This window comes from Streptomyces pactum (assembly GCF_002005225.1).
Lineage (GTDB): Bacteria > Actinomycetota > Actinomycetes > Streptomycetales > Streptomycetaceae > Streptomyces > Streptomyces pactum_A.
The window spans coordinates 7,396,740-7,419,824 of the sequence record NZ_CP019724.1 but is presented as its reverse complement, the minus strand read 5'-3'; the positions used below and the strand labels follow the sequence as shown (position 1 = coordinate 7,419,824).

20 protein-coding genes are annotated in these 23,085 nt (G+C 74.3%); 14 read left to right on the top strand and 6 right to left on the bottom strand.

The features are described 5' to 3' along the window. The 5 genes from B1H29_RS32315 to B1H29_RS32295 all read left to right on the top strand — a co-directional run bounded on the left by B1H29_RS32315 (position 1) and on the right by B1H29_RS32295 (position 5,711). Entirely contained in the window at positions 1-1,680 is a 1,680-nt protein-coding gene (locus tag B1H29_RS32315; RefSeq protein ID WP_055420579.1) for an acyl-CoA dehydrogenase family protein, read from the top strand. A gap of 81 nt (positions 1,681-1,761) precedes the next feature. Next, on the top strand, positions 1,762-2,916 hold the full coding sequence (locus B1H29_RS32310) for a WD40/YVTN/BNR-like repeat-containing protein (protein WP_055420580.1): 1,155 nt from the start codon (positions 1,762-1,764) through the stop codon (positions 2,914-2,916). Between the two features lie 69 nt (positions 2,917-2,985). Beyond that, positions 2,986-3,663 carry a uracil-DNA glycosylase gene (locus B1H29_RS32305; protein ID WP_055420581.1) on the top strand — a complete coding sequence of 226 codons (678 nt, stop codon included), beginning with the start codon at positions 2,986-2,988 and terminating at the stop codon, positions 3,661-3,663. Continuing rightward, positions 3,660-4,652 (top strand): N-acetylglucosamine kinase, encoded by a 993-nt coding sequence (locus tag B1H29_RS32300; RefSeq protein ID WP_055420582.1) that lies wholly within the window; start codon positions 3,660-3,662, stop codon positions 4,650-4,652. Before B1H29_RS32305 ends, B1H29_RS32300 begins: the two co-directional genes overlap by 4 nt. Positions 4,653-4,787: 135 nt before the next feature. Next, the gene (locus B1H29_RS32295; protein ID WP_055420583.1) at positions 4,788-5,711 is read left to right on the top strand and encodes a sirohydrochlorin chelatase; all 924 of its coding nucleotides are present in this window, start codon (positions 4,788-4,790) and stop codon (positions 5,709-5,711) included. Positions 5,712-5,887: 176 nt separating this feature from the next. On the opposite strand, the gene B1H29_RS32290 is transcribed toward B1H29_RS32295, so the two are convergent. Together B1H29_RS32290 and B1H29_RS32285 are read right to left on the bottom strand one after the other, a co-directional pair. Further along, positions 5,888-6,922 (bottom strand): lactonase family protein, encoded by a 1,035-nt coding sequence (locus tag B1H29_RS32290; protein ID WP_055420584.1) that lies wholly within the window; start codon positions 6,920-6,922, stop codon positions 5,888-5,890. 194 nt (positions 6,923-7,116) lie between these two features. Next, on the bottom strand, positions 7,117-8,607 hold the full coding sequence (locus B1H29_RS32285) for an FUSC family protein (protein WP_055420585.1): 1,491 nt from the start codon (positions 8,605-8,607) through the stop codon (positions 7,117-7,119). 215 nt (positions 8,608-8,822) lie between these two features. On the opposite strand from B1H29_RS32285, the gene B1H29_RS32280 reads away from it, so the two are divergent. The 4 genes from B1H29_RS32280 to B1H29_RS32265 all read left to right on the top strand — a co-directional run bounded on the left by B1H29_RS32280 (position 8,823) and on the right by B1H29_RS32265 (position 13,962). Further along, complete coding sequence (locus B1H29_RS32280) at positions 8,823-9,299, top strand: Lrp/AsnC family transcriptional regulator (RefSeq protein WP_055420586.1); 477 nt, start codon at positions 8,823-8,825, stop codon at positions 9,297-9,299. Between the two features lie 28 nt (positions 9,300-9,327). Then, positions 9,328-10,023: an HAD family hydrolase gene (locus tag B1H29_RS32275; RefSeq protein ID WP_055420916.1), complete on the top strand. Its 696-nt coding sequence runs from the start codon at positions 9,328-9,330 to the stop codon at positions 10,021-10,023. A 129-nt stretch (positions 10,024-10,152) separates the two neighbouring features. Beyond that, positions 10,153-12,981, top strand: a complete 2,829-nt coding sequence (locus B1H29_RS32270; RefSeq protein WP_055420587.1) for a beta-L-arabinofuranosidase domain-containing protein — start codon at positions 10,153-10,155, stop codon at positions 12,979-12,981. 240 nt (positions 12,982-13,221) lie between these two features. Further along, on the top strand, positions 13,222-13,962 hold the full coding sequence (locus B1H29_RS32265; RefSeq protein WP_055420588.1) for a DUF4142 domain-containing protein: 741 nt from the start codon (positions 13,222-13,224) through the stop codon (positions 13,960-13,962). Positions 13,963-13,990: 28 nt separating this feature from the next. Here B1H29_RS32265 and B1H29_RS32260 read toward each other — a convergent pair whose 3' ends face one another. Further along, on the bottom strand, positions 13,991-14,800 hold the full coding sequence (locus tag B1H29_RS32260; protein ID WP_055420589.1) for a LysR substrate-binding domain-containing protein: 810 nt from the start codon (positions 14,798-14,800) through the stop codon (positions 13,991-13,993). A gap of 84 nt (positions 14,801-14,884) precedes the next feature. On the opposite strand from B1H29_RS32260, the gene B1H29_RS32255 reads away from it, so the two are divergent. Beyond that, positions 14,885-15,292, top strand: a complete 408-nt coding sequence (locus B1H29_RS32255; RefSeq protein ID WP_055420917.1) for a DUF5997 family protein — start codon at positions 14,885-14,887, stop codon at positions 15,290-15,292. 165 nt (positions 15,293-15,457) lie between these two features. Here the strand turns inward: B1H29_RS32255 and B1H29_RS32250 are convergent, their stop codons facing one another. The 3 genes from B1H29_RS32250 to B1H29_RS32240 all read right to left on the bottom strand — a co-directional run bounded on the left by B1H29_RS32250 (position 15,458) and on the right by B1H29_RS32240 (position 17,692). Beyond that, positions 15,458-16,009: a DUF1360 domain-containing protein gene (locus B1H29_RS32250; protein ID WP_079160578.1), complete on the bottom strand. Its 552-nt coding sequence runs from the start codon at positions 16,007-16,009 to the stop codon at positions 15,458-15,460. 86 nt (positions 16,010-16,095) lie between these two features. Further along, on the bottom strand, positions 16,096-16,482 hold the full coding sequence (locus B1H29_RS32245) for a DUF2267 domain-containing protein (protein WP_055420590.1): 387 nt from the start codon (positions 16,480-16,482) through the stop codon (positions 16,096-16,098). A gap of 73 nt (positions 16,483-16,555) precedes the next feature. Beyond that, complete coding sequence (locus B1H29_RS32240) at positions 16,556-17,692, bottom strand: MGDG synthase family glycosyltransferase (protein ID WP_409350927.1); 1,137 nt, start codon at positions 17,690-17,692, stop codon at positions 16,556-16,558. A 235-nt stretch (positions 17,693-17,927) separates the two neighbouring features. On the opposite strand from B1H29_RS32240, the gene B1H29_RS32235 reads away from it, so the two are divergent. The 4 genes from B1H29_RS32235 (at position 17,928) to B1H29_RS32220 (ending at position 22,484) form a co-directional block, all read left to right on the top strand. Continuing rightward, the gene (locus B1H29_RS32235; RefSeq protein WP_055420592.1) at positions 17,928-18,782 is read left to right on the top strand and encodes an SDR family NAD(P)-dependent oxidoreductase; all 855 of its coding nucleotides are present in this window, start codon (positions 17,928-17,930) and stop codon (positions 18,780-18,782) included. A 27-nt stretch (positions 18,783-18,809) separates the two neighbouring features. Continuing rightward, positions 18,810-19,736, top strand: a complete 927-nt coding sequence (locus B1H29_RS32230) for a DMT family transporter (RefSeq protein WP_055420593.1) — start codon at positions 18,810-18,812, stop codon at positions 19,734-19,736. An 81-nt stretch (positions 19,737-19,817) separates the two neighbouring features. Next, on the top strand, positions 19,818-20,657 hold the full coding sequence (locus B1H29_RS32225) for a polysaccharide deacetylase family protein (RefSeq protein ID WP_079160575.1): 840 nt from the start codon (positions 19,818-19,820) through the stop codon (positions 20,655-20,657). A 51-nt stretch (positions 20,658-20,708) separates the two neighbouring features. Beyond that, positions 20,709-22,484 carry a glycoside hydrolase family 15 protein gene (locus B1H29_RS32220; RefSeq protein WP_055420594.1) on the top strand — a complete coding sequence of 592 codons (1,776 nt, stop codon included), beginning with the start codon at positions 20,709-20,711 and terminating at the stop codon, positions 22,482-22,484. Positions 22,485-23,085 lie beyond the last annotated feature (601 nt).

Sequence of the window (23,085 nt, the reverse complement as noted above, 5' to 3'; positions counted from 1 at the left end):
ATGACGACACTCGCGCAGGAGCCGTACGAGTCCGCGGGCCGACCGGCGGGGTACGCCACGCACGACGTCACCAATCAGCCACCTCCCCTGGCCCCCTACGACGCCTCCGACGACACGGCCCTGCTGGAGGGGGTGCGGCGGGAGGACGCCGGGTGGGCCGAGGAGGACCTGCGGCGGCTCGGCAGGCGGGCGGGGAGCGCGCAGGCACAGGAGTGGGGCGACCTGGCCAACCGCCACGAGCCCGTGCTGCGCACGCACGACCGGTACGGCAACCGGGTCGACGAGGTCGAGTACCACCCGAGCTGGCACCATCTGATGCGCGTGGCGGTCGGCGAGGGGCTGGCGGGCGCGCCCTGGGCCGACGACCGGCCGGGCGCGCATGTCGCGCGGACCGCGGGCGGGCTGGTGTGGGGGCACACCGAGGCCGGCCACGGCTGCCCGACCTCGATGACCTACGCGGCCGTCCCCGCGCTGCGTGCACAGCCCGAGCTCGCGAAGGTCTACGAGCCGCTGCTCACCGGCCGGGAGTACGAGCCGGGGCTGCGCACGCCCACGGAGAAGCGGGGCCTGCTGGCCGGCATGGGGATGACCGAGAAACAGGGCGGCTCCGACGTCCGTACGAACACGACGGCGGCCACCCCGACCGCCGAACCCGGCGTCTACACGCTGCGCGGGCACAAGTGGTTCACGTCGGCGCCCATGTGCGACGTGTTCCTGGTGCTGGCCCAGGCCCCGGAGGGCCTGTCCTGCTTCCTGGTGCCGCGGGTGCTGCCGGACGGCGGTCGCAACACCTTCCGCATCCAGCGGCTGAAGGACAAGCTCGGCAACCGGTCCAACGCCTCGTCGGAGCCCGAGTTCGACGGGACGGTCGCCTGGCGGGTCGGGCCCGAGGGGCAGGGCGTCAAGACGATCATCGAGATGGTCAACTGCACCCGGCTGGACTGCGTGATGTCCTCGGCGACGCTCATGCGCAAGACGCTCGTCGAGGCCGGGCACCACGTACGGCACCGCGGCGCGTTCGGCGCCCGGCTGGTCGACCAGCCGCTGATGCGCAACGTCCTGGCCGACCTGGCGCTGGAGTCGCAGGCCGCGACGACGCTCACCCTGCGGCTGGCGGGCGCGGCGGACCGGGCGGTGCGCGGCGACGCGGGGGAGGCGGCGTTCCGGCGGATCGCCACCGCCGTCGGCAAGTACTGGGTGACCAAGCGGGGCCCGGCGTTCACCGCGGAGGCCCTGGAGTGCCTCGGCGGCAACGGCTACGTGGAGGAGTCGGGCATGCCCCGCCACTACCGCGAGGCGCCGCTGCTGTCGATCTGGGAGGGCTCGGGGAACGTCAACGCCCTCGACGTCCTGCGGGCGCTCGGCCGCTCCCCCGCCACCGCGCACGCCTTCTTCGACGAACTCGCCCTCGCCCGCGGCGCGGACACCCGGCTGGACGCCGCCGTGGCCCGGCTGGAGTCGGGGCTGGCGGAGGCGTCCGAGACCGGTGCCCGCCGCCTGGTGGAACTGATGGCTCTCACCCTCCAGGCCTCCCTCCTGGTCCGGCACGCCCCGCCCGCCGTCGCGGACGCGTTCTGCGCGAGCCGGCTCGGCGGCGACTGGGGCCATGCCTTCGGCACGCTGCCGACCGGGGCCGACCTCGGCGGCATTCTGGCGCGGGCGCTGCCCGGGGAGGGCTGAGCGGTCGGCGCGAGGACCGCTCGCCGGACCCGACGCCACCGCTCTGACCTGCGGCGACGGCCTTTCCAGAGGTGACTGTCAGTGCTGGGGTGCAGACTGGCCCGTGTCCGAGATGAAGGCGTCGACGACGACGCCGCGGAGGTGATCGGCATGACCGAGGTACTGCTCGCCGTGGGCACCCGCAAGGGCCTGTTCATCGGGCGCCGGCGGGGTGGCACCTGGGAGTTCGACGAGAGTCCCTACTTCAACGCGCAGGCCGTCTACTCGGTCGCCCTCGACACCCGCGGCGACACCCCGCGGCTGCTGGCCGGCGGGGACAGCGCCCACTGGGGCCCGTCGGTTTTCCACTCCGACGACCTGGGCCGCACCTGGACCGAACCGGCGCAGCCGGCCGTCAAGTTCCCCAAGGAGACCGGCGCTTCGCTGGAGCGGGTGTGGCAGCTCCACCCGGCCGCCGCCGAGCCGGACGTGGTCTACGCGGGCACGGAGCCGGCCGCGCTGTACCGCTCGGAGGACCGCGGCGAGAGCTTCGAGCTGGTCCGCCCCCTGTGGGAGCATCCCACGCGCTCCCAGTGGGTGCCGGGCGGTGGCGGCGAAGGGCTGCACACCGTGCTCACCGACGAGCGGGACCCCAAGTCGGTGACGGTCGCCGTCTCCACCGCCGGTGTGTTCCGGACGGCCGACGGCGGCGCGAGCTGGGCACCGTCCAACTCCGGGGTCTCCGCCGTCTTCCTGCCGGACCCGAACCCGGAGTTCGGCCAGTGCGTGCACAAGGTGGCGCGGGACGCGGCGACCCCGGACCGGCTGTATCTGCAGAACCACTGGGGTGTGTACCGCAGCGACGACGCGGGCGGGCACTGGACGGACATCGGCGCGGGCCTGCCGTCCACGTTCGGCTTCGCCGTGGCGGCCCACCCGCACCGCGGCGACACGGCCTACGTCTTCCCGATCAACGCCGACGCGGACCGGGTCCCGGCCGACCACCGCTGCCGGGTCTTCCGGACGGCGGACGCGGGCAAGAGCTGGGAGCCGCTCACGGCGGGACTGCCCCGGGAGGACCACTACGGCACGGTGCTGCGCGACGCGCTGTGCACCGACGACGCGGAACGGGCGGGCGTGTACTTCGGCAACCGCAACGGCGAGGTGTTCGCGTCCGCCGACGACGGCGACAACTGGCGGCAGTTGGCGTCCCACCTGCCGGACGTGCTGTGCGTGCGGGCCGCGGTCGTCGGGTGAGGCGGGCCGGAGGACCGGCCTCGGCCACCGGTTGCCGGGCGTCACCCGTACGGCAGTAGGGTGACGCCCGTGGCACCACGACCCTTGCATGAAATCGTCGAAGCGGGCTGGGCGCAGGCTCTGGAACCCGTCGCCGGGCGGATCACCTCGATGGGTGAGTTCCTGCGCGCGGAGATCTCCGCCGGACGCACCTACCTGCCGGCCGGATCCAACGTCCTACGGGCCTTCCAACAGCCCTTCGACGACGTCCGAGTCCTGATCGTCGGACAGGATCCGTACCCGACCCCGGGGCACGCGGTGGGGCTGTCATTCTCGGTCGCGCCCGAGGTGCGTCCGCTGCCCGGCAGCCTCGTCAACATCTTCCGGGAACTGAACAGCGACCTGAACCTGCCGCAGCCCTCCAACGGGGACCTGACCCCGTGGGCCCGGCAGGGCGTGCTGCTGCTCAACAGGGCGCTGACCACGGCCCCGCGCAAGCCCGCCGCCCACCGCGGCAAGGGCTGGGAGGAGGTCACCGAACAGGCGATCCGCGCCCTGGCGGCGCGCGGCAAGCCGATGGTGTCCATCCTGTGGGGCCGCGACGCCCGCAATCTGCGGCCGCTGCTCGGGGACCTGCCGGCCGTCGAGTCAGCGCACCCGTCCCCGATGTCGGCCGACCGGGGCTTCTTCGGCTCCCGCCCCTTCAGCCGGGCCAACGACCTGCTGGTCCGACTCGGAGGTCAGCCGGTCGACTGGCGCCTGCCGTGAGCGGCGGCTTCCTGGCCGTGGACTCCGGCGGCTCGGGGCTGCGCGTCGTCGTGGGTGCGGCCGGGGACGACGCGGGCGGCGGTTCGGGCGGGCTCGGGCGGCGGGCGTCGCGGGAACCGGTCCGCACCGGTGCGCGCGGCATCGATCCCGAGCATCTGATGGCGCAACTGGTTCCCATGGCCCGGGCGTTGACCGCCGAGACCGGGGTGGCCGGGTTCGACACCGTCGTCGTCGGGGCCGCCGGGCTCGCCACGCTGGGCGACGCCCTGCGCGCCGAACTGCCGGGCGCGCTGGCCCGGGAGCTGGGTGCGCGCACGGTCGCACTGGCCGCCGACGCCGTCACCGCCTATGCCGGTGCGATCGGCCCCCGGGCAGGAGCGGTGGTCGCCGCCGGCACAGGACTGATCGCCACCGGCACGGACCTGACCCGCTGGCGCAGGGCGGACGGCTGGGGGCATCTGCTGGGCGACTGCGGGGGCGGCGCCTGGATCGGGGGGGCCGGCCTTCAGGCCGCGCTGCGCGCCCACGACGGGCGCCAGGGCGGCTCGGCGCTGCTACTGGCCCGCGCCGAGGAACGGTTCGGGCCGGTCGCGGGCCTGCCCGGTCAACTGTATCCGCGTACCGACCGTCCCGCCGTCCTCGCCTCCTTCGCGCCCGAGGTGGCCGCCTGCGCCGCCGGCGACCCCGTCGCCGCGGAGATCCTGCGGGCCGCCGCCCGGCACATGGCCGACTCGGCCGCCGCGGTGTGCCCGGCCGGCGGCGAGCCCCGCGTCGCGGTCACCGGCGGCCTGCTGAAAATGGGCGACCACCTCGTCGTACCGCTGGAGGAGGAGCTGGCGAAGCGGCTGCCGCATGCGCGGCGGACGGCCGCCGAGGGTGATCCGCTGGACGGTTCGGTGCGGATCGCGACCGCCCTGGCGACCGGCTCGCTCGCCCTCCCGGGCGACGAAGGCATGCTGTGGGTGACGACCGCGCCGGGCGGCCGATAACCGATCCGCCGGTGAGGTGAATCATGCCGATGTCGGCCGATCCGTACATCACTCATCAGACAAAACCGGACGGATACCGCTCACCTGCACCCTCCCCGAACAGGGAAACCGGGGAAACCAGTAACATGCGGCGCCATGAGCTCCCCCACTGGGCCCGCGTCCGGCCTGCCAGTACGAATGCCGCGCCCCCGCCAGCCAGGACGGCACCGCCGTCCCGAACCCCTGGTGGCTCCCGAGGGCGCGCCGGCGCTCGTCCTCGCGGTGCCGGGGACGCCCAGTAGCGCCACCCGGGGCCTCGCCGACGAGGTCATCAGCATCGCCCGCTCCGAGCTTCCCGGCCTCGACGCCCGGATCGGCCACCTCGAAGGGGACGACGAGGAGTTCCTCTCCCTGTCGACCGTCCTCGTGCGTGCCGCCGAGGAGCGCACCGCCCGCTACGAGCAGGCGCGCGCCGCCGGCCTGGAGGTGAAGGAGCCCGAGGGGCCCGTCGCCGTCGTCGTGCCGCTGCTCGCCGGCCCGGACGGCGCACTGCTGCGCCGGATCCGGCAGGCCGTCATGGACAGCCGGATCGCGGCCGAGCTGACCGACGTGCTCGGCCCGCACCCGCTGCTCGCGGAGGCGCTGCACGTGCGCCTCTCCGAGGCCGGTCTGGCCCGCGCCGACCGTGCCCGCCTGTTCACCGTGGCGACCGCCGCGGACGGCATCATCCTGGCCTCCGTCGGCGGTGACGAGGCCGTCCAGGCGGCCGGGATCACCGGTATGCTGCTCGCCGCGCGCCTCGCCGTGCCGGTGATGGCGGCGGCACTGGACGAGGACGGCTCGATCGCGTCCGTGGCCGAGCAACTGCGCTCCTCGGGCTCGCAGCAACTGGCGCTGGCACCGTATCTGATCGGCCCGGAGATCGAGGCGTCCCTGCTGGAGGAGGCGGCCAAGGAGGTGGGCTGCTCCACCGCCGAGCCGCTCGGCCCCTACCCGGCGATCGGCAAGCTGGCGCTGGCCAAGTACACGACGGCGCTCGGCATCTCGCCGCAGCAGCCGCAGGGCACGCCGGTCCGCTGACACGCACGGACGTGCGGGCGCGCGGCGTCCGCGCGGGACGGTACGACCGAAAGGGCCCGCTCCGGTGGAGGAGCGGGCCCTTCGTCATGTCCTTCTCGTCTCGTGCTCGTCTCGTGCTCGTCTCCTGCCCGCCTCGTGCTCGTCCGGTGCGGCGCGGCAGGTGGGCCGCCGCCGGGTCAGCCGAAGACCACGCAGGACGCCGCCGGGACCGCGAGCGAGCCGGAGCGCCGCGGTACGCCGGTCTCCGGGTCGAGGGCGAACCAGGTCACGTCTCCGGAACGCTCGTTGGCCGCGTACAGGAAGCCGTCCGACTCGGCGATCTCCCGCGGCCAGTGCCCGCCGCAGGGCACGGTCCCGAACAGCCGGAGCCCGTCCGGCTCCACGACGAACACGGAGAGGACGTCTTCTCCGCGGGTCGCGGTCCACACGAAGCGGCCGTCGGGCGAGACCACGACGCCGGACGGGAACGCGTCGCCGGACGGGGCACCGGGCAGTACCGGTACCTCGGTGAGGGGCTGCAGTACGCCGTCGGCGGCGTCCCAGCGGCAGGCGGTGACGGTGGGCGCCAGTTCGTTGACCACGTAGGCGCGGGTGCCGTCCGGGTGGAAGGCCAGGTGGCGCGGGCCCGAGCCGGGGCGCAGCGCGATCTCCCGGTGCACGGCGAGGGCGCCGTTCGTCAGGGTGCAGACCCGCACGGAGTCGGTGCCGAGATCCACACTGACCGCCCACCGCCCGCTCGGGTCGGGCCGCACCTGGTGGGCGTGCGGCCCCTGCTGGCGCTGGGCGTGCGGGCCCGATCCGGTGTGCTGGAGGACGCCGGACGCGGACCGGGCGAGGGCGCCGTCCGGGCGGACCGGCACGGCCGTGACGCTGCCGGATCCGTAGTTGGCGGTCAGGACGTGCCCGGCGTACAGGCTGAGGTGAGTGGGCCCGTCACCGCCCACGGGTACCGGCCGCCCGGCGGGCTCGGGCTTGTCCCCGGCCACGCGGTAGGCGGCCACGGCGCCCTCGGCCGTCTCACTGACGGCGTAGAGCATGTCCCCGTCGGGCGCCAGCGCCAGGTAGGAGGGGTCGGGCACCCGGTCCGTGCCGCTCAGGACCGTGAGCGCGCCGCTGTCGGGTGCGACGGCCGCCGTCAGGATTCCTGGGCCGCCGGCCGCCGTGAACGACCCGATGTACGCCCGCCGCTGCCGCCTGTCACCGTCCGTCACCGCTGTCCCTCTCATCCCGCGTCGTCCCGCATCGTCCCGCGCCTCGGTACGTGCCTTGGCCTCGGTGCGTGCCTCGGTACGTGCCTTGGCCTCGGTGCGTGCCTCGGTGCGCCGACCGATCGTCTGCCCCGGGGCGACGGTAGCAGTCGATCACTTGCGGTCCAGACCAAATGGGTGGCACGGGGCCGGGCGGATCAGGCGCCGACGAGCGGCGAGCCGGAGGGGGTGCGCAGGGGTGCGGCGAGTTCGGCCAGGGCGCGTTCCAGGCCGTGGAGGTGGGCCAACGCGGGTTCGGTGGCGCGTGGCCCGTCCGCGTGGGCGGGAACGGTCCCACCGCCCGTGAGCGCCTCGACCGCGGTCTCGACACGCCAGCAGGCGGCGGCCAGCCGGGCGTCGTGCGAGGCCTCGGGGTCGGCCGCGACGGCGACCAGACCGCGGATCTCCCGGGCGCATTCGTCGAGCAGGGCGAGTACGCGGCGGGCGCGCCGCTTGCGGCCGTACATCGGGTTCAGCGGGTGTACGAGCGGGGCGACCGAGAGCCTTACCCGGCCGAGCAGTTGCTCCAGTTCGGCCACGCGCGGCGCCGGGTCGGCGCCCTCGGTTCCGGCGAGGCGGGCGGCGGCCTCGGCGGTGCAGGCGTGGACACAGCGCAGGGCCCGCTGGATCCAGGCGTCGGTCACGGTGTGCGTGGTGACCGGCAGGACGACGAGCACCGCGAGAGCGGCGCCGAGCGCGCCCACGCCGGTCTCGGCGAGCCGCAGGGCGAGCAGGCCGGGGCTGAGGAAGTCCAGGAGACCGTAGAGCAGCTCGGCGAGCAGGGTCACGCAGAGCATCATCCAGGTGTAGGAGACCGCGGCGGTGTAGAAGATGCCGAAGACGCAGGCGGCGGCGAGCACGGCCGTGGGCACCGCGGATCCGGCCAGCGGGACGGCGACCAGGAAGCCCAGGCCGATGCCGACGACGGTGCCGAGGACCCGGCGGAAGCCGCGGACCAGGGTCTCGCCGCGCGAGGTGGTGTTGACGAACACCCACCAAGTGGCGCCGACGGCCCAGTACCAGCGCTCGTCGGACACGAGCTGGCCCACGACCAGGGCGAACCCGGCGCCGACGGTGGCCTGGACGGCCTGGCGGGTGGTGATCCGGTCGAGTCCGGTACCGGCGGGCGGTGCGGGGGCGGCGGGCGGCGGCAGGCGGCGCTCGTAGCACCACAGGCCGAAGCGCACCGCCGCGGCGGCGGCCACGGACAGCAGGACGGCGGCGAACATCTCGGGCAGCCGGTCCGTGGTCGCGTGCAGGAACTGGGCGACGAAGAAGGTCATGAAGGCGAACACGCCGAGGCTGTGCCCGCGCGGGCCCCAGCGCCGGGCGTACACGCCCGCGCCGACGACGGCGAGGAAGGTGAGGTCCCTGGCGACGGGAAGGTCGTGCAGCGCGGCCGCGGCGGTCAGCACGGGCAGCCCGGCGACCGGCAGCAGCGCGGTGGTGACCGCCTGCCCGCGCACGGTGGCGTCGGTGACGGTGAACAGCGCCAGCAGTGCGGCGAGCCCGCCGGTGACGGCGCCCACGAGCGAGGTGCCGGCCAGGCCGCAGACGACGACGGCCAGCCCGATGCCGAGGACGGCCCGAGCGGCGAACCGCAGCCGGGACCGTCCCGGGTCCGGGCTCACGAACACCCTCTTCAGCACTGATTACCGCCCCCTCGCGCACTGGCGCACTCGGACCCGAAGTCACCGGCATGAAAAAGGCGCCGCGGGATCCGCAGCGCCATCGACCCTCCTATAGGAGCATCTTCGCCACCAGTGGCTCAACAGGCTCGTCTCAGAGTGGGCCATTGGTACAGTACAGAAGGCATTCCTACGGCCATCGAAGAGCCAATGGCCGACGAGGGGACCCGGACACCGTGGCCGTCGACGAACTCGACACCCGCATTCTGCGGCTGCTGCTGGAGCAGCCGCGCACCAGTGTGCGCGAGTACGCCCGCCTCCTCGGGGTCGCCCGCGGCACGCTCCAGGCCCGGCTCGACCGGCTGGAGCGGGACGGCGTGATCACCGGCACCGCACCGTCCCTCTCCCCCGCCGCTCTGGGCCACCCGGTGCTCGCGTTCGTGCACATCGAGGTCACCCAGGGCCACCTGGACGAGGTGGGCGAGGCGCTGGCGGCCGTGCCGGAGATCGTCGAGGCCTTCTCCATCACCGGCGGCGGAGACCTGCTGACCCGGGTCGTGGCCCGCGACAACGCGCACCTGGAGGACGTGGTCCAGAAGCTGATCAGCCTGCCGGGGGTGGTCCGTACCCGCAGCGAGGTGGCGCTGCGCGAGCGCGTCCCGCACCGGCTGCTGCCCTTGGTGGAGTCGATCGGGCGCACGGCGAGAAAGTGACCGCCGGGTCCTTGGCATGCTGGTCCTCATGAGCACTCTCGGCGGCATCTCGGTCATCTTCGATCTCGACGGAACGCTCGTGGACAGCGAGCCGAACTACTACGAGGCGGGGCGGCAGACCCTCGCCGAGTACGGCGTCCCGGACTTCACCTGGGCGGACCACGAGGGTTACGTGGGCATCAGCACCCAGGAGACGGTCGCCGACTGGAAGCGGCGGTACGGTCTGAGCACCCCCGTGGAGGAACTGCTCGCCGTCAAGAACCGCCGCTATCTGGAGCTGGCCCGCACCTCCGCCCGTGCGTACCCCCGGATGCGCGAGTTCGTCGAGCTGCTGGCGAGGGAGGGCGTGCCGCTGGCCGTGGCGTCGGGTTCCTCGCCCGCGGCCATCGAGGCGATCCTGTCCCGCACCGGCCTGGACACACACCTGCGCACGGCCGTCTCGGCCGACGAGGTCGCGCGGGGCAAGCCCGCACCCGACGTCTTCCTGGAGGCGGCGCGCCGGCTCGGGGCGGACCCGGAGAACTGCGTGGTCCTGGAGGACGCCGCCCCCGGGGCCGCCGCCGCGCACGCGGCCGGGATGCGCTGCATCGCGGTCCCGTACGTCGCCGCACAGGCCGACGCCCCGGAATTCGCCACCGCCGGCCTGCTGCTGCGCGGGGGCCAGGGCGAGTTCACCGCCCGCGCGGCGTACGACTGGCTCGTGCGGGCGGTCCGGACCGGCTGACCGTACTCGTCGGTACCGTTGACGCTCCGGTGCCCCTTGCCTATCTTCTGGGCGACCTTTCGAACGGCATTCGATATTTCGAACCGACGAAGCACCGAAGAGACGAAGCACCGAAGAAACGAGGAGCACATGGCAGCGCCCCTCTCCCGGCGGGCCCTTCTGCTGGCCGCGGCGATCGCCGCGGGAACACCCGCGGTCTCGTACGCGGCGAGCGGCCGGCCCGGCGCCGGGCCACGGGCACCGGGCGCGCTCGCGGGCCCCGCGGCACCGGTGGCCTGGTCCGTACGGCCCTTCGGACTGGAGGAGGTGACACTCGGCCGGGGCGCCTTCGCCGACAAGCGGCGGCTGATGCTGGACCACGCCCGCGGCTACGACGTGAACCGGCTGCTCCAGGTCTTCCGCGCCAACGCCGGTCTCTCCACCCTCGGCGCCGTCGCCCCCGGCGGCTGGGAGGGGCTGGACGGCGAGGCCAACGGCAACCTCCGCGGTCACTACACCGGCCACTTCCTGACCATGCTGTCCCAGGCGTATCGCAGCACCGGCGAACAGGTCTTCGCCGAGCGGATCGGCACCATGGTGGGCGCGCTGACCGAGGTGCGCGAGGCCCTGCGCCACGATCCGGCCGTGCTGAGCGTCCAGGGCCGCTTCGGCGCCGCCGCCGAGAACGTGCGCGGCTCCCACCAGTACGTCGACCTGCCCGCCGGTGTCCTCGGCGACACCCCGGAGATCACGCTGGCCGCCTGGGTCAAGCCCACCCACGACGGCGACTGGGCCCGTGTCCTCGACTTCGGCGACGACACCAACCGCTACCTCTACCTCGCCGCCCGCAACTCCGACGGCGTGCCGCGCTTCGCCATCACCGACAGCGGTGCCGCGGGCGAGCAGGGCCTCGACGGCACGGCCGCGCTGCCCCTGGACGAGTGGAGCCACCTGGCCGTGACGCTCTCGGACGGCACCGGCACCCTCTACGTCGACGGCACCGCCGTGGCACGGAACACGGCCATGACCCTGACCCCGGCGGCCCTCGGCCCGCTCGCCCACCACTGGCTCGGCCGCTCGCACTACCCGGCCGACCCCGTCTTCGCGGGTGCCTTCGAGGAGTTCGACGTCTGGTCGCGCGCCCTGAGCGCCACCGAGATCGGCGCGCTGCGGGACCGCCGCGCCGCCGGATCACCGGCCGGCCGGGGCGATCTGGCGTCGTACGCCTTCGAGGAGACCGACGGCAAAACGTTCGCCGACGCCTCCGGCCGGGGGCTGACGGCCACTCTGCGCCGCACGTGGGGCGGGCCCAGCCATCCCGGGTTCCTCGCGGCGTACCCGGAGACGCAGTTCATCCAGCTCGAGTCGATGACCGGCAGCGACTACACCAAGGTCTGGGCGCCTTACTACACCGCGCACAAGATCCTCCGGGGCCTGCTGGACGCCCACCTGGCCACCGGTGACCAACGGGCGCTGGATCTCGCGTCCGGCGTGTGCGACTGGATGTACGCGCGGCTGTCCGCTCTGCCCTCGGCCACCCTGCAGCGGATGTGGGGCATCTTCTCCAGTGGTGAGTTCGGCGGCATCGTCGAGGCGATCTGCGATCTGCACGCGGTCACCGGCGCGGCGGAACACCTCGCGCTGGCCCGCCTGTTCGACCTCGACCGGCTGATCGACGCCTGCGCCGAGAACACCGACGTCCTCGACGGTCTGCACGCCAACCAGCACATACCGATCTTCACCGGTCTGGTGCGGCTGTACGACGAGACGGGCGAGGAGCGCTACCTCACCGCGGCCAGGAACTTCTGGGGCATGGTCGTACCGCACCGCATGTACGCCATCGGCGGCACCAGCGCCGGGGAGTTCTGGAAGGCGCGGGACGTGATCGCGGGCACGATCGGTGCCACCACGGCCGAGACCTGCTGCGCGTACAACATGCTCAAGCTGAGCCGGACGCTGTTCTTCCACGACCAGGACCCGGCGTACATGGACTACTACGAGCGGGCCCTGTACAACCAGGTACTCGGCTCCAAGCAGGACGAACCGGACGCGGAGAAGCCGCTCGTCACCTACTTCATCGGGCTGACGCCCGGGCATGTGCGCGACTACACGCCCAAGCAGGGCACGACGTGCTGCGAGGGCACCGGAATGGAGAGCGCCACCAAGTACCAGGACTCGGTGTACTTCGCCGCGGCCGACGGCAGCGCCCTGTACGTCAACCTCTACAGCCGCTCCACCCTGACCTGGGCCGAGCGCGGCGTCACCGTGACCCAGACCACGGACTATCCCCGGGAGCAGGGCAGCACCCTCACCATCGGCGGCGGCAGCGCGTCCTTCGCACTGCGGCTGCGGGTGCCCTCGTGGGCCACGGCGGGGTTCCGCGTCACCGTCAACGGGCGCGCGGTGCCGGGTACTCCGACACCGGGGAGCTACTTCACCGTGTCCCGGACCTGGCGCCGGGGTGACACCGTGCGGGTCCGGGTGCCCTTCCGGCTGCGGGTGGAGAGGGCCCTCGACGACCCGTCGCTGCAGGCCCTGTTCTACGGCCCCGTCAACCTGGTCGGCCGCGACCCGTCCACCGGTCACCTGGAGTGCGGCCTGTACGGCAACGCGGCTCTCTCCGGCGACCTGCTGCCCACGCTGACCCCCGTCCCCGGCAAGCCGCTCCACTACACGCTGGACGGCACCGAGTGGGCGCCGTTCGCCGAGGGGACCGAGGATCCGACGCACGCCTACTTCCGCCGCTCGGAACCCCGGGTGGTCCTCGGCGGCACCGACTCGGGCGTCGCCAACCCGGCGAAGGACGACGGCACCACCCTGCTCGACGAGATCTGGGCGGCGGCCCCGTTCCGCGGCAAGGGCGCGCTGGTGACGCACGTGCGGTCCACGGTGGACGCGTGGGTGGAGGCCGGGCTGCTCGGGGGCGACGAGGGCGAGCGGGTGGTGCGGACCGCGCGGAAGGCGTCTTACGCGGACTGACGGGAGGACGAGACCGACGGGAGGGTGAGACCGACGGGAGGGTGAGACCGACGGGAGGGTGAAACTGACGGAGAGCGAGGCTGACGGAGAGCGAGGGACCGAGGACCGAGGGACCGACGAGAGGTCGACGGGGGCGACGAGGGGGCCGACGCGAGCAAGTTTTTACCCGGGGACGTGATCGGTCGGCCGTCCGTATCCGTACCTCCTGGTGTCCGAGCCTGTCTTGCCCCAGGAGGCACGATGCGCATCACGCGCACCACGGCAGGGACCGCCTTCGTGGCCGGTGCCCTGGTCCTCACCCTCACCGCGCTCGCCTACCCGACCATGCTCGGGGTGCGGAACACGGCCAGTACTCAGGACCGTGTCATCACCAACACGGTGTTCGGGCCGCTCACCGAGGCCGACCGGGACTTCGTGGTGAAGGTCCGTGCCGCGGGGCTGTGGGAACACCCTCTGGGGCTGATGGCCATGGAGCGGGGCTCGTCGCCGGAGATGAAGGAGGCCGGCGAGCACCTGGTCGTCGGGCACGCCCGGCTGGACGCGACCTGCCGCAAGATCGCGCCCGAGCTGGGCATCACCCTGCCCAACCAGGCGTCCCCCCAGCAGCAGCAGTTCGTGTCGACCGTGGACGGGACCACGGGCAAGCAGTTCGACACCACCGCGGTCAACATCATGCGGATCACTCACGGCCAGATCTTCCCGGTCATCGCCAAGGTCCGCGCCAACACCAAGAACAGCCTGGTGCGGCAGTTGGCCGATCAGGCCAACGACACCGTGCTCGACCACATCACCGTGCTGGAGAAGACGGGCCTGGTCAACTTCGACCAGGTCAACTTCCAGCAGTCGGCCCCACCGAGCCTGCCCAAGGTGCAGCTCACCCCGCCGGCTCCGCAGCCGGGTGAGCCGGTGCTCTCCCTCACCGCGCCGCCGGGGCTGGAGGTCAACACCTCGGCGCCGACACCGAGCCCGACGGTTCGCTGACGGTGCGGCAAGGGGCGCGGCGGCTGCGTCAGCCGCGGCGGGGCTTGCCGCGCCTGCCACCTCTGGTGCCGCCGCTCCTGGCGCCGCCGCCCCTGCTGCCGCCCTTGCCGCCGGTCACGGGGCCGCCGGCACCGCGCCGAGCGCCGCCGGTCTGCTTCCCGGGCGGCGGTGTGCGCCGCCCGGGGGCCCCTTCGGTGCGCCCGCCCTTCGCCGGCGCCTGGGCGGGCTGCCGGCCACGGGTGCTGTTGACGGTCCGGCCGCGGACGATGCCGATGAAGTCCTCCACCCGGTCCGTGTGCGCGTCCTCGGGCCAGGACAGCGCCACGCTCGACTCGGGGGCGTCCGTGACCGTCCGGTGCGTGAGGTCCTTGCGGTGGTGCAGCCGGGCCAGCGACAAGGGCACGAGCAGCACGCCGATCCCGGCCGCCACCAGCTCGACGGCGTCCACCGTGGTGGCCGGACGCTCGAGGGCGGGCCTGCCCGGCGGCCGTTCCCAGCCGAGGACGTCGTCCAGCGGGTGCAGCACGATTTCGTCGGCCAGGTCCTCGACGGTCACCTCGTCGGCCGCGGTGACGAGGTGATCCTTGGGGATCACGACCACCGTGGTCTCGGTGTAGAGGGGGATCGCGCTGAGGACGGTCCGGTCGACGGGCAGCCGCACCAGCCCGGCGTCGGCGTCGCCGCCCAGCAGCACCTCGTCCGCCTCGGCGGCGGGAACCTGGGTCAGGGACAGCGGGACGTCGGGCAGTCGCTCGTTCCAGATGCGCACCCATTTGTCGGGCGTCACCCCCGGGACGTACGCGAGCCGGAACGAGGGGGTTTCTTCCGAGCCTGTCACCCGGCCAGGTTACCGGGCGTGGTCGGACCCCGCGGTCCCCCGGCGTGGTCGGCGATCGCGCAGACGCTCGATACCCTTGACACCATGACGTCGCACCAGAACACCCAGACCATGAAGCCCGCGACCGCGGCGAAGAAGCTGGGTGTGTACCTCGAGGCCACACCCGCCGAGTTCCGGGAGGGCGTCGTCACGCGCGCCGAGCTCAACGCGCTTCAGACCGATCCGCCCGCGTGGCTGCGGGATCTGCGGCGCGACGGCCCGCACCCGCGGCCGGTGGTCGCGGCCAGGCTGGGCGTCTCCATCGCGGGTCTGCACCGGGGCGGGGTCGCGGAACCGCTCACCACGGAGCAGATCGAGGCGCTGAGGCAAGAGCGCCCGGAGTGGCTGGAGCGGGAGCAGGCCGTCCAGGCCGACGTCCGCAAGGAGGCGGCCCGTGTGAAGAAGCTGCACGCCGAGCAGGCGGAGCGGGCCGAAAGCGCGAAGCGCGACTGAGGACGGGGCGGGCGCGCTCGCGCGCCCGCGCTCCGCCCTCGCCCAACCTCAGCCCGTCCCTCGCCCAACCTCAGCCCTGTCCCTCGCCCCCCGTCCCTGGGTCATCCCGTCCCTCGTCAATCACCGTCCCTCGGTGGTCCCCTCCCTCGGTGACCCGCCCCGCTGTCACTCCTCGGCCTTCTGTTCCGTCACACTCCACGCGTACTGCAGCCAGTCCGACACCACGACGGCGCTCAGGCCCGCGCACACCAGCCGGGCCGCCCGGGGCGCGACGGCGTAGGTGCCGACGAGCCCGCCGGCCACCCAGGCGGAGGTGCAGAAGGGGCAGGACACCAAGTCGCCGACGGCGCGGCGCAGTCCGTCGCCGCGCGGCGCGTCCATCACCTCGTTGGCGTTGCTCTCGCGCTCGCGCCGCGTGAACGGGGCACGCAGGAAGCTGGTGACCTTGTCTTTGGTCAGCAGCCGGGACGCCTTGAACGTCGCCACCCCCAGCAGTGCCACGTCCCAGGCCGGGACGGTGTCGGGCAGTCGCACCCCCCGGCGCCACGCGGTCGCGGCGAAGATCGCGGCACTCGCCGCGAAGGTCGACGTGAGCGCCGCGTAGCCCCCGAGCGGCGCGTTCTCCTCTTCGTCGTAACGTGCGTCGGGGCGTGCGTCGGGACGTGCGTCATGGTCTGCGTCGTGGCGTTCGCCGGGGTGCTGCTCGCCGTCCGTCATCAGTGCCTCCTCACGGGTACCGTCTCTTCGGCCGGGACCGGGTGCCCGCTTCCCGCCCTGTCCAACGCGGGCGTGCGAAGCCGCGCTCAGTGCGGTGCCGGTCCCCCGAAGAGGTCGGCGCAGTCCGCGGGCAGGTGGTCCAGGAGACGGTCGACGTGCTCGCCGGGGACCGCTTCGGTCAGGGTGGAGAGCACGGCGCCCGCGTCCCATTCCGCGGTGCGCGGCCGGGCGCCGGTCTGCCGCGCCACACGCCGCAGGAACTCCTCCCGGTCGAAGGACTCGGGACGCCCGCGTTCCAGGCGGAGCGCGTCGTCCAGGGGCGCGGGCAGGCCGGCGGCCAGGCGCGCGGCCTCCTCGGGGCCGACCCGGGACGCGAGCACCCACAGCACGGCCGTACTGACCTGCTCGGCCTCCTCCTCGCTGTGGTATTCGCCGCGGTCGCGGACCAGGGTCAGGAATTCGTCGAGCCGCACGGCGTCGCCTCCTTCGCCGGTTCACGCTCCGAGCCGGGTGCCCAGCGTCCGGGCCGGGGAAACGGCCGCGGTCTCACGGGTGCGCGCTCGGCCTCACCGGGTGTGCGCGCTCGGCGTCGACGAGGGCGGTCACCCGGGCCACCGCGTCGTCCGTGAACAGCGCGTGTCCGGCGGCGATCCGGTCCCGGCGGGCCCGGCCGGGGGCGGTGAGCCGCCGCAGTGCGCCGAGCAGCGCGGTCCCGTCCTCGGCGAGGTCGGACACGCCCAGTGCGGCCATCCGCCGGACGCCGTCGGCGCCGTGTCCGGGTATCGGGCGGTATCCCACGACCGGCAGTCCGGCGGCGAGCGCCTGAACGGCGGTCTGGCCGGCGGCGTTGTCGATCAGGGCGCGGGCGGCGTGCAGCAGGCCGGGCATGTCCGTCACCCAGCCCAGCGGGACCACGTCCGGTGTGCCGGACAGCTCACGGCGCAGCCGTTCGTTGTCCCCGCAGAGTACGACCGGCAGGAAGCCGTGGTCCGTCAGGATCCGGACGGTGGCCTCCAGGTGTGTGCCGACCCCCCAGGCACCGGCGGACAGCACCACGGCGGGCCGCCCCGGACCGGTCCGGTCGAAGAGCTCCCGCCATCCGGCCACTCCAGGAGGGGAGGGAGCGGAGGTGTCGGCGGTCGCAGGGTCGGCGAGGAACTCCGGAGCCACGACCGGGCCACACGTCCACGCGGACCCGCCGGTACTCTCCCGCACCTCGCGCGCCGCCTGCTCCGTGAGGCACAGGTGGTGGTCGTTGCCGGGGTGCAGCCACTGCCGGTGGACGGCGAAGTCGATCACGAGGACGACGCTGGGCACCGGCAGCAGGCCGCGCGCGCGGAGATGGCCGGTCAACTGGGCGCCGAGATGGAAGACGGGGACCACCACGTCCGCGCCCGAGCGCTCGGCCAGCTCGCGCAGCCGCCCGCCGGCGAGCCGGGCGAGGGGTGTCCCGCCGGGGCGGCGACCGGCGCCGGGACGCAGGAACAGGCGGTACAGGACGGCGTACACCCAGGGGAAGTGGCGTACCGACCCGCGGTAGAAGCGCCGCAGCGCCCCGCCCAGCCCGTACGGCAGCAGCGCGAGGACGTCGACGATCAGGGCGTCGTCCCCGCGTTCCCGGGCCCGGCGGACCAGTTCGGCCGCGACGGTGTCGTGCCCGGCGCCCATGCTCGCGCTGACCACCAGCAGGCATCTGCCGGCCCGGGACGCGCGCGGGATCGCGGGCCGGCGGGGCGCTGATGAGCTGGGAGGACGCACGGCGCTCCAAGTTGCCCCTCCGAAAGACTCCAAACCACTACACAAGTGAATGTTTCGGGCATTCCGCCAGGGATACTCCGTGACCGCCCGTCCGGTCGAACACCGGAGCCCGACCGTCCGGTCGGTCTCCCGATGTCCGCCCCGAGCCAAGGTGGTCCTCATGGTCCATGCGTTCTCCCGTCCCCGGCCCGCCCCCGGACCGCAGGTCGTCGCGCCCGGCGCGGATCTCGCCAGGATCCGGCGGGAGCCCGACGGCGTCCGGGGCGCGCTGACGCGTACCGCGCTCGTGACGGGAGCGTCCTCCGGCATCGGCGCGGCCCTGGCCCGACGGCTGAGTGACGAGGGCGGGTGGCGGATGGTGCTCAGCGGACGCGACCCGGCCCGGCTGCGCGAGGTCGCCGAGGACGCCTCGGCCACCGCCTTCGCCGCGGACCTCACGCTGCCCGGCGCGGACCGGCGGCTCGCCGACTTCACGCTGGCCACGGTGGGGCCGGTGGATCTCCTGGTGGCGGGTGCCGGGGTCGGCTGGGCCGGGGAATTCCTGGACATGCCCCCGCACACCATCGACGAGGTGCTCGACATCAACGTGCTGGCCACCCTGCGGCTGGTGCGACTGGTGCTGCCGGGCATGGTCGAGGCGGGGTCGGGGCGGGTAGTGCTCATCGGATCGCTGGCGGGGAGTGTGGCGGTGCGCGACGAGGCCGTGTACTCCGCCGCCAAGGCCGCGGTCGGCGCCTTCGCGGACGCGCTGCGCTATGAGTTGCGAGGTACCGGCGTGGGGGTCACGCACGTGGTGCCCGGTGTCGTCGACACACCGTTCTTCGAGCGCCGCGGCGCTCCCTACCTTCGGTCCAGGCCGCGTCCGGTGCCCGCCGAGCGGGTGGCCGAAGCGGTGCGGACGGCGGTGGCGCGGCGCAGGGACGAGGTCTATGTCCCCGGCTGGCTGCGTCTGCCGTGCCGGGTGCGGGGCGCGGCTCCGGGGCTGTACCGGCGACTGGCCGCGCGGTTCGGGTGACTGCCGGATGAGCGGGAGCGCGCGACGGTGAGTGTCCTCACCGTCGTCCTGGCCCTGTTCGCGGCGTTGTCCAACGCGGCCGCGTCGGTGCTGCAGCGCCGGGCCGCGGCGCAGGACGAGGACCGGGCCGGCGCCGTCCACACGGTGGTGCGCTCGCTGCTGCGGCTGGTGCGCGACCGGTACTGGGTGGCCGGCGCGGCGCTGCTCGCCCTGACGACGGTGCTGCAGGCGGCCGCGCTCGCGGTGGGCAGTCTGGCCGTGGTCCAGCCGCTGATGGCCAGTGAGCTGCTGTTCACCCTGATGATCGGCAGCGTGGTCTTCCACCGGCCTCCCGACGGGCGGACCTGGCTGGCGTTCGTGGCGCTGGCCGCGGGGCTGGCGCTGTTCCTGGGTGCCGCCGCGCCGGCGCCCGGCCACGACACGGCGACCGCGGGCCGGTGGGGCTGGGCGGGCCTGGCGCTGTTCGTCGTGGTGACCGCCCTCGCCTCGATCGGCAGCCTGGTACGGGGCGCTCCCCGCGCCGCGCTGTTCGGGTCGGCGTCCGCGGTGGCGTTCGGCGGTACGGCGGGGCTGCTGAAGGAGGTCACCGGGCGACTCCCCCAGGGGGTCGGTGCCGTGCTGACCCAGTGGCCGCCGTACGCCACGGCGGTGGTCGGTGTGATCAGCTTCCTGCTGCTGCAGAGCGCGCTGCGGGCCGGGACCCTCGCGGCGTCGCAGCCGGCGCTGACCCTCGGCGACGCGCTGACCAGCGTCGCCCTCGGCTGGGCCCTGTTCGGCGAACAGATCGCCCTCGGCGTGCGGGTGCTGCCCGAGCTGATCGGCGTCGCGCTGATCGGGCTCGGCAGTGTCGGACTGGCCCGCGCACCGTCGGTCCACGGCGCGTGGGACACGGCCCCGGCGGCCCGGGACGGTCCGGGGCCGGCCGGACGGAACCAGGAAGAGGGAGGGTCATGACCGGGCCGCGCGAAAGAGTGAAGTCGCGTCACCGCACAACCGCAGAGCCGCGTAACCGCGCAACACACGGGAGGCAGACGGATGCGTGAGGGGTTCGGGTTCCCCGCCGGGCCGGCGGCGTACGCCGTCGCGCCGGTCCTCGTCACCGCCGCGCTGGCCCACATCGGTCCGGCCGCGACCTGGCTGCCGAAGCTGCGCCGGCGCCGCTTCCCGGGCCTGGCGGGGCAGGGCCGCCCCGGCCACGTCGCCCTCACCTTCGACGACGGCCCCGATCCGGCGTCCACACCGCGCTTCCTCGACGTACTGGACGGGCTCGGTGTACGGGCCACGTTCTTCGTGCTGGGCGAGAACGTCGTACGCCACCCGGAACCGGCCCTCGAACTGGCCCGGCGCGGGCACGAACTCGCCGTCCACGGCTGGGCGCACGACCGCCCCTGGCTGCCGTCGCCGGCGCGGGACGCGCGCGAGCTGCGGCGTGCCGTCCACGCCGTGGGCGAAGTCGCCGGGTGCGTCCCACGCTGGTACCGCCCGCCCTACGGCATCCTCACCTCCGGGCGCTGGGCCGCCGCCCGCCGGGCCGGTCTGCGGCCGGTGCTGTGGACGGCGTGGGGCAAGGACTGGCGGCCGGACGCCACGCCCGCCTCGGTACGGGCCACCGTCGCTGCGGACCTGTGTGGGGGCGGCACGGTCCTGCTTCACGACACCGACCACGCCTCCGCCCCCGGGAGCTGGCGGGCCGCCCTCGGCGCCCTGCCCGGCATCGTGCGCGACTGCCGAGAGGCGGGGCTGGCGGTGGGTCCGCTCAGTGAGCACGAGGTGAACGGGGCGGAGGAGCGGGGGCTGGACCGCGCGGAGGGGGCGGGGCAGCGGGGCACGTCCGACGCCACGCCGTCCGACACCCTCCCGCGCGCGTCCCGGTGACGTCGGTGGCCTCGCCGTTTCGGTCACCGGCGCCGGGATAGGCGTAGCGGCATGAACGACAGCGGCGATCAGCGCGCGGCGGTGCCGGACCCGTCGTGTCCTCCCTGGGCCCTGCGCGAGTACGCCGTGCTCGCCGACGGTGAGCGGGGGGCGGTCCTGGACCCCCGGGGCCGGATCGTGTGGCTGTGCGCCCCGCGCTGGCACGACGACGCGGTGTTCTCCGCGCTCATCGGCGGGGCGGGGCACTTCACCGTCGAACCGGCCGACCCCTGGCACGTCTGGGGCGGCTCCTACGAGGAGGGCACGCTGATCCGGGTGAGCCGGTGGGTGACCTCCGAGTGCGTGATCGAATGCCGTGAGGCCCTCGCCTTGCCGGCCCGTACCGACCGGCTCGTCCTGCTGCGCCGGATGCGTGTGGAGCGGGGCGAGGCACACCTGGACCTGGACCTGGATCCGCGGCCCGGCTTCGGGAACGGCCGCATGCGCGACCCCCGTCAGGAGAACGGGGTGTGGACGGCCGGGACCGAAGGGCTGCACATGCGGTTCGCCGGGGCGCCCGAGGCGGTCTGGCGGGCCGGTGGCGGGCTGCGCGGGCGGTTTCGGCTGCGCGAGGGCGAGACCCACGACCTGGTGCTGGAACTGGCCGAGAGGCAGGAGACCGAACCGCTCGACCCCGACGCGTTGTGGCGGTCCACGGAGCGCGCGTGGCAACGGGCCGTCCCGGACTGCTCGCGGCTGGTCGCGCCACGCGACGCCCGGCACGCGTACGCCGTGCTGCGTGGGCTGACCAGCGTCTCCGGCGGCATGGTGGCCGCCGCGACCACGTCGCTGCCGGAGCGGGCCAACAGCGGGCGCAACTACGACTACCGCTTCGCGTGGCTGCGCGACCAGTGCTACGCCGGTCTCGCGGTCGCCGCGCACGGCCCCCACCCGCTGGTCGACGACGCCGTGCGCTTCGTCGCCGAACGCATCCTCGAGGACGGCGACAAGGTGCGCCCCGCCTACACCGTCGACGGACTGCCGGTGGGCGGGGAACGCTCGCTGCGGCTGCCCGGCTACCCCGGCGGCACCGACCACGTCGGCAACGACGCGGGGGCCCAGTTCCAGCTCGACACCTTCGGCGAAGCGCTGCAGCTCTTCGCCGCGGCCGCCGCGCACGACCGGCTGACCGAGGACGCGGAACACGCCGCCGCCGTCGCCGTGGACGTCGTGGAACGGCAGTGGCTCAAACCGGACGCCGGGCTGTGGGAGCTGGAGGACCGGTGGTGGACCCACTCGCGACTGAGCGTGGTGTGCGGTCTGCGGCGGATGGCGCAGGTGCTGCCCGGGGCGGCGGGGCAGCGCTGCACCGCACTCGCCGACGCCGTGCTGCGGGAGACCCGGCGCCGGTGCCTGAACCGCGACGGCCGCTGGCGGCGGGCCGAGGACGACGACGGGCCCGAGGCCGCGCTGCTCGTGCCGATGGCGCGCGGCTGCGCGTTCGGGGACGACGGCGGTGCGGCCACCCGCGCCTACATCGAGTCCCGGCTGGCCGAGGACGGGTACCTGTACCGGTTCGAACACACCGGAGAGCCGCTGGGTGACGCCGAGGGGGCCTTTCTGCTCTGCGGCTTCACGATGGCGCTCGCCACCCACCGGGTCGGTGACCGGGCCGGCGCGTTCCGCTGGTTCGAACGGACCCGGGCGGCCTGCGGACCGCCCGGGCTGTTCGCCGAGGAGTACGACGTGCGCCAGCGGCAGTTGCGCGGCAATCTCCCGCAGGCCTTCGTGCACGCGATGATGCTGGAGTGCGCCGTTCGTCTGGCCGGCGAGTCGGCCCTGCCCTGACGGGCCGGCGCGCGCCCGGCCACCCGTGCGGGGCGACGGTCCTGGAGCCGTCGGCGGCCGCCACGCCGGTCACCCGGCACCCGGCCGACCGAGCGGCTCACCCACGGTCACCGCCGGCCATCGTCGGGCCATGGGGAGGCAGCCCACCGAGCCGGCCATCGTCGGGCCACGGGGAGGCAGCCCACCGAGCCGGCCACCGCGGGTCGCCAGGAGCCGGCCCACCGAGCCGGCTACCGGTAGCCGCCGGGGGCCAGCCCTCCGAGCCCGTCACCGCCGGCCATCGGGAGGCAGCCTGCCGAGCCCGCCACCGCGGGGTCGCCGGGCGGGAGCCCACCAAGCCCGCCACCACCGGGCGGCCGGCTCGGCGGGACCTCACGGGCCGCCGCCGGACACGTGCTTTCCGCTGGGCCGGCCCGACCAGTCGCCGACAGGCCGCCGGCCGCCCCGGCTCAGCCCCCGGCGGCAGCATCAGCGCGTCTCACCGGGCGACCGCCGGCGTCGGGCCGCGCCCGCAGTGCTGGGCCACCGCCGCCCGCGCCGGCCCGCGCCGGGCAGCCTCTACGGCACTGCCCTGCCCCGGTCAGGTGCCGTCGGGCAGTCG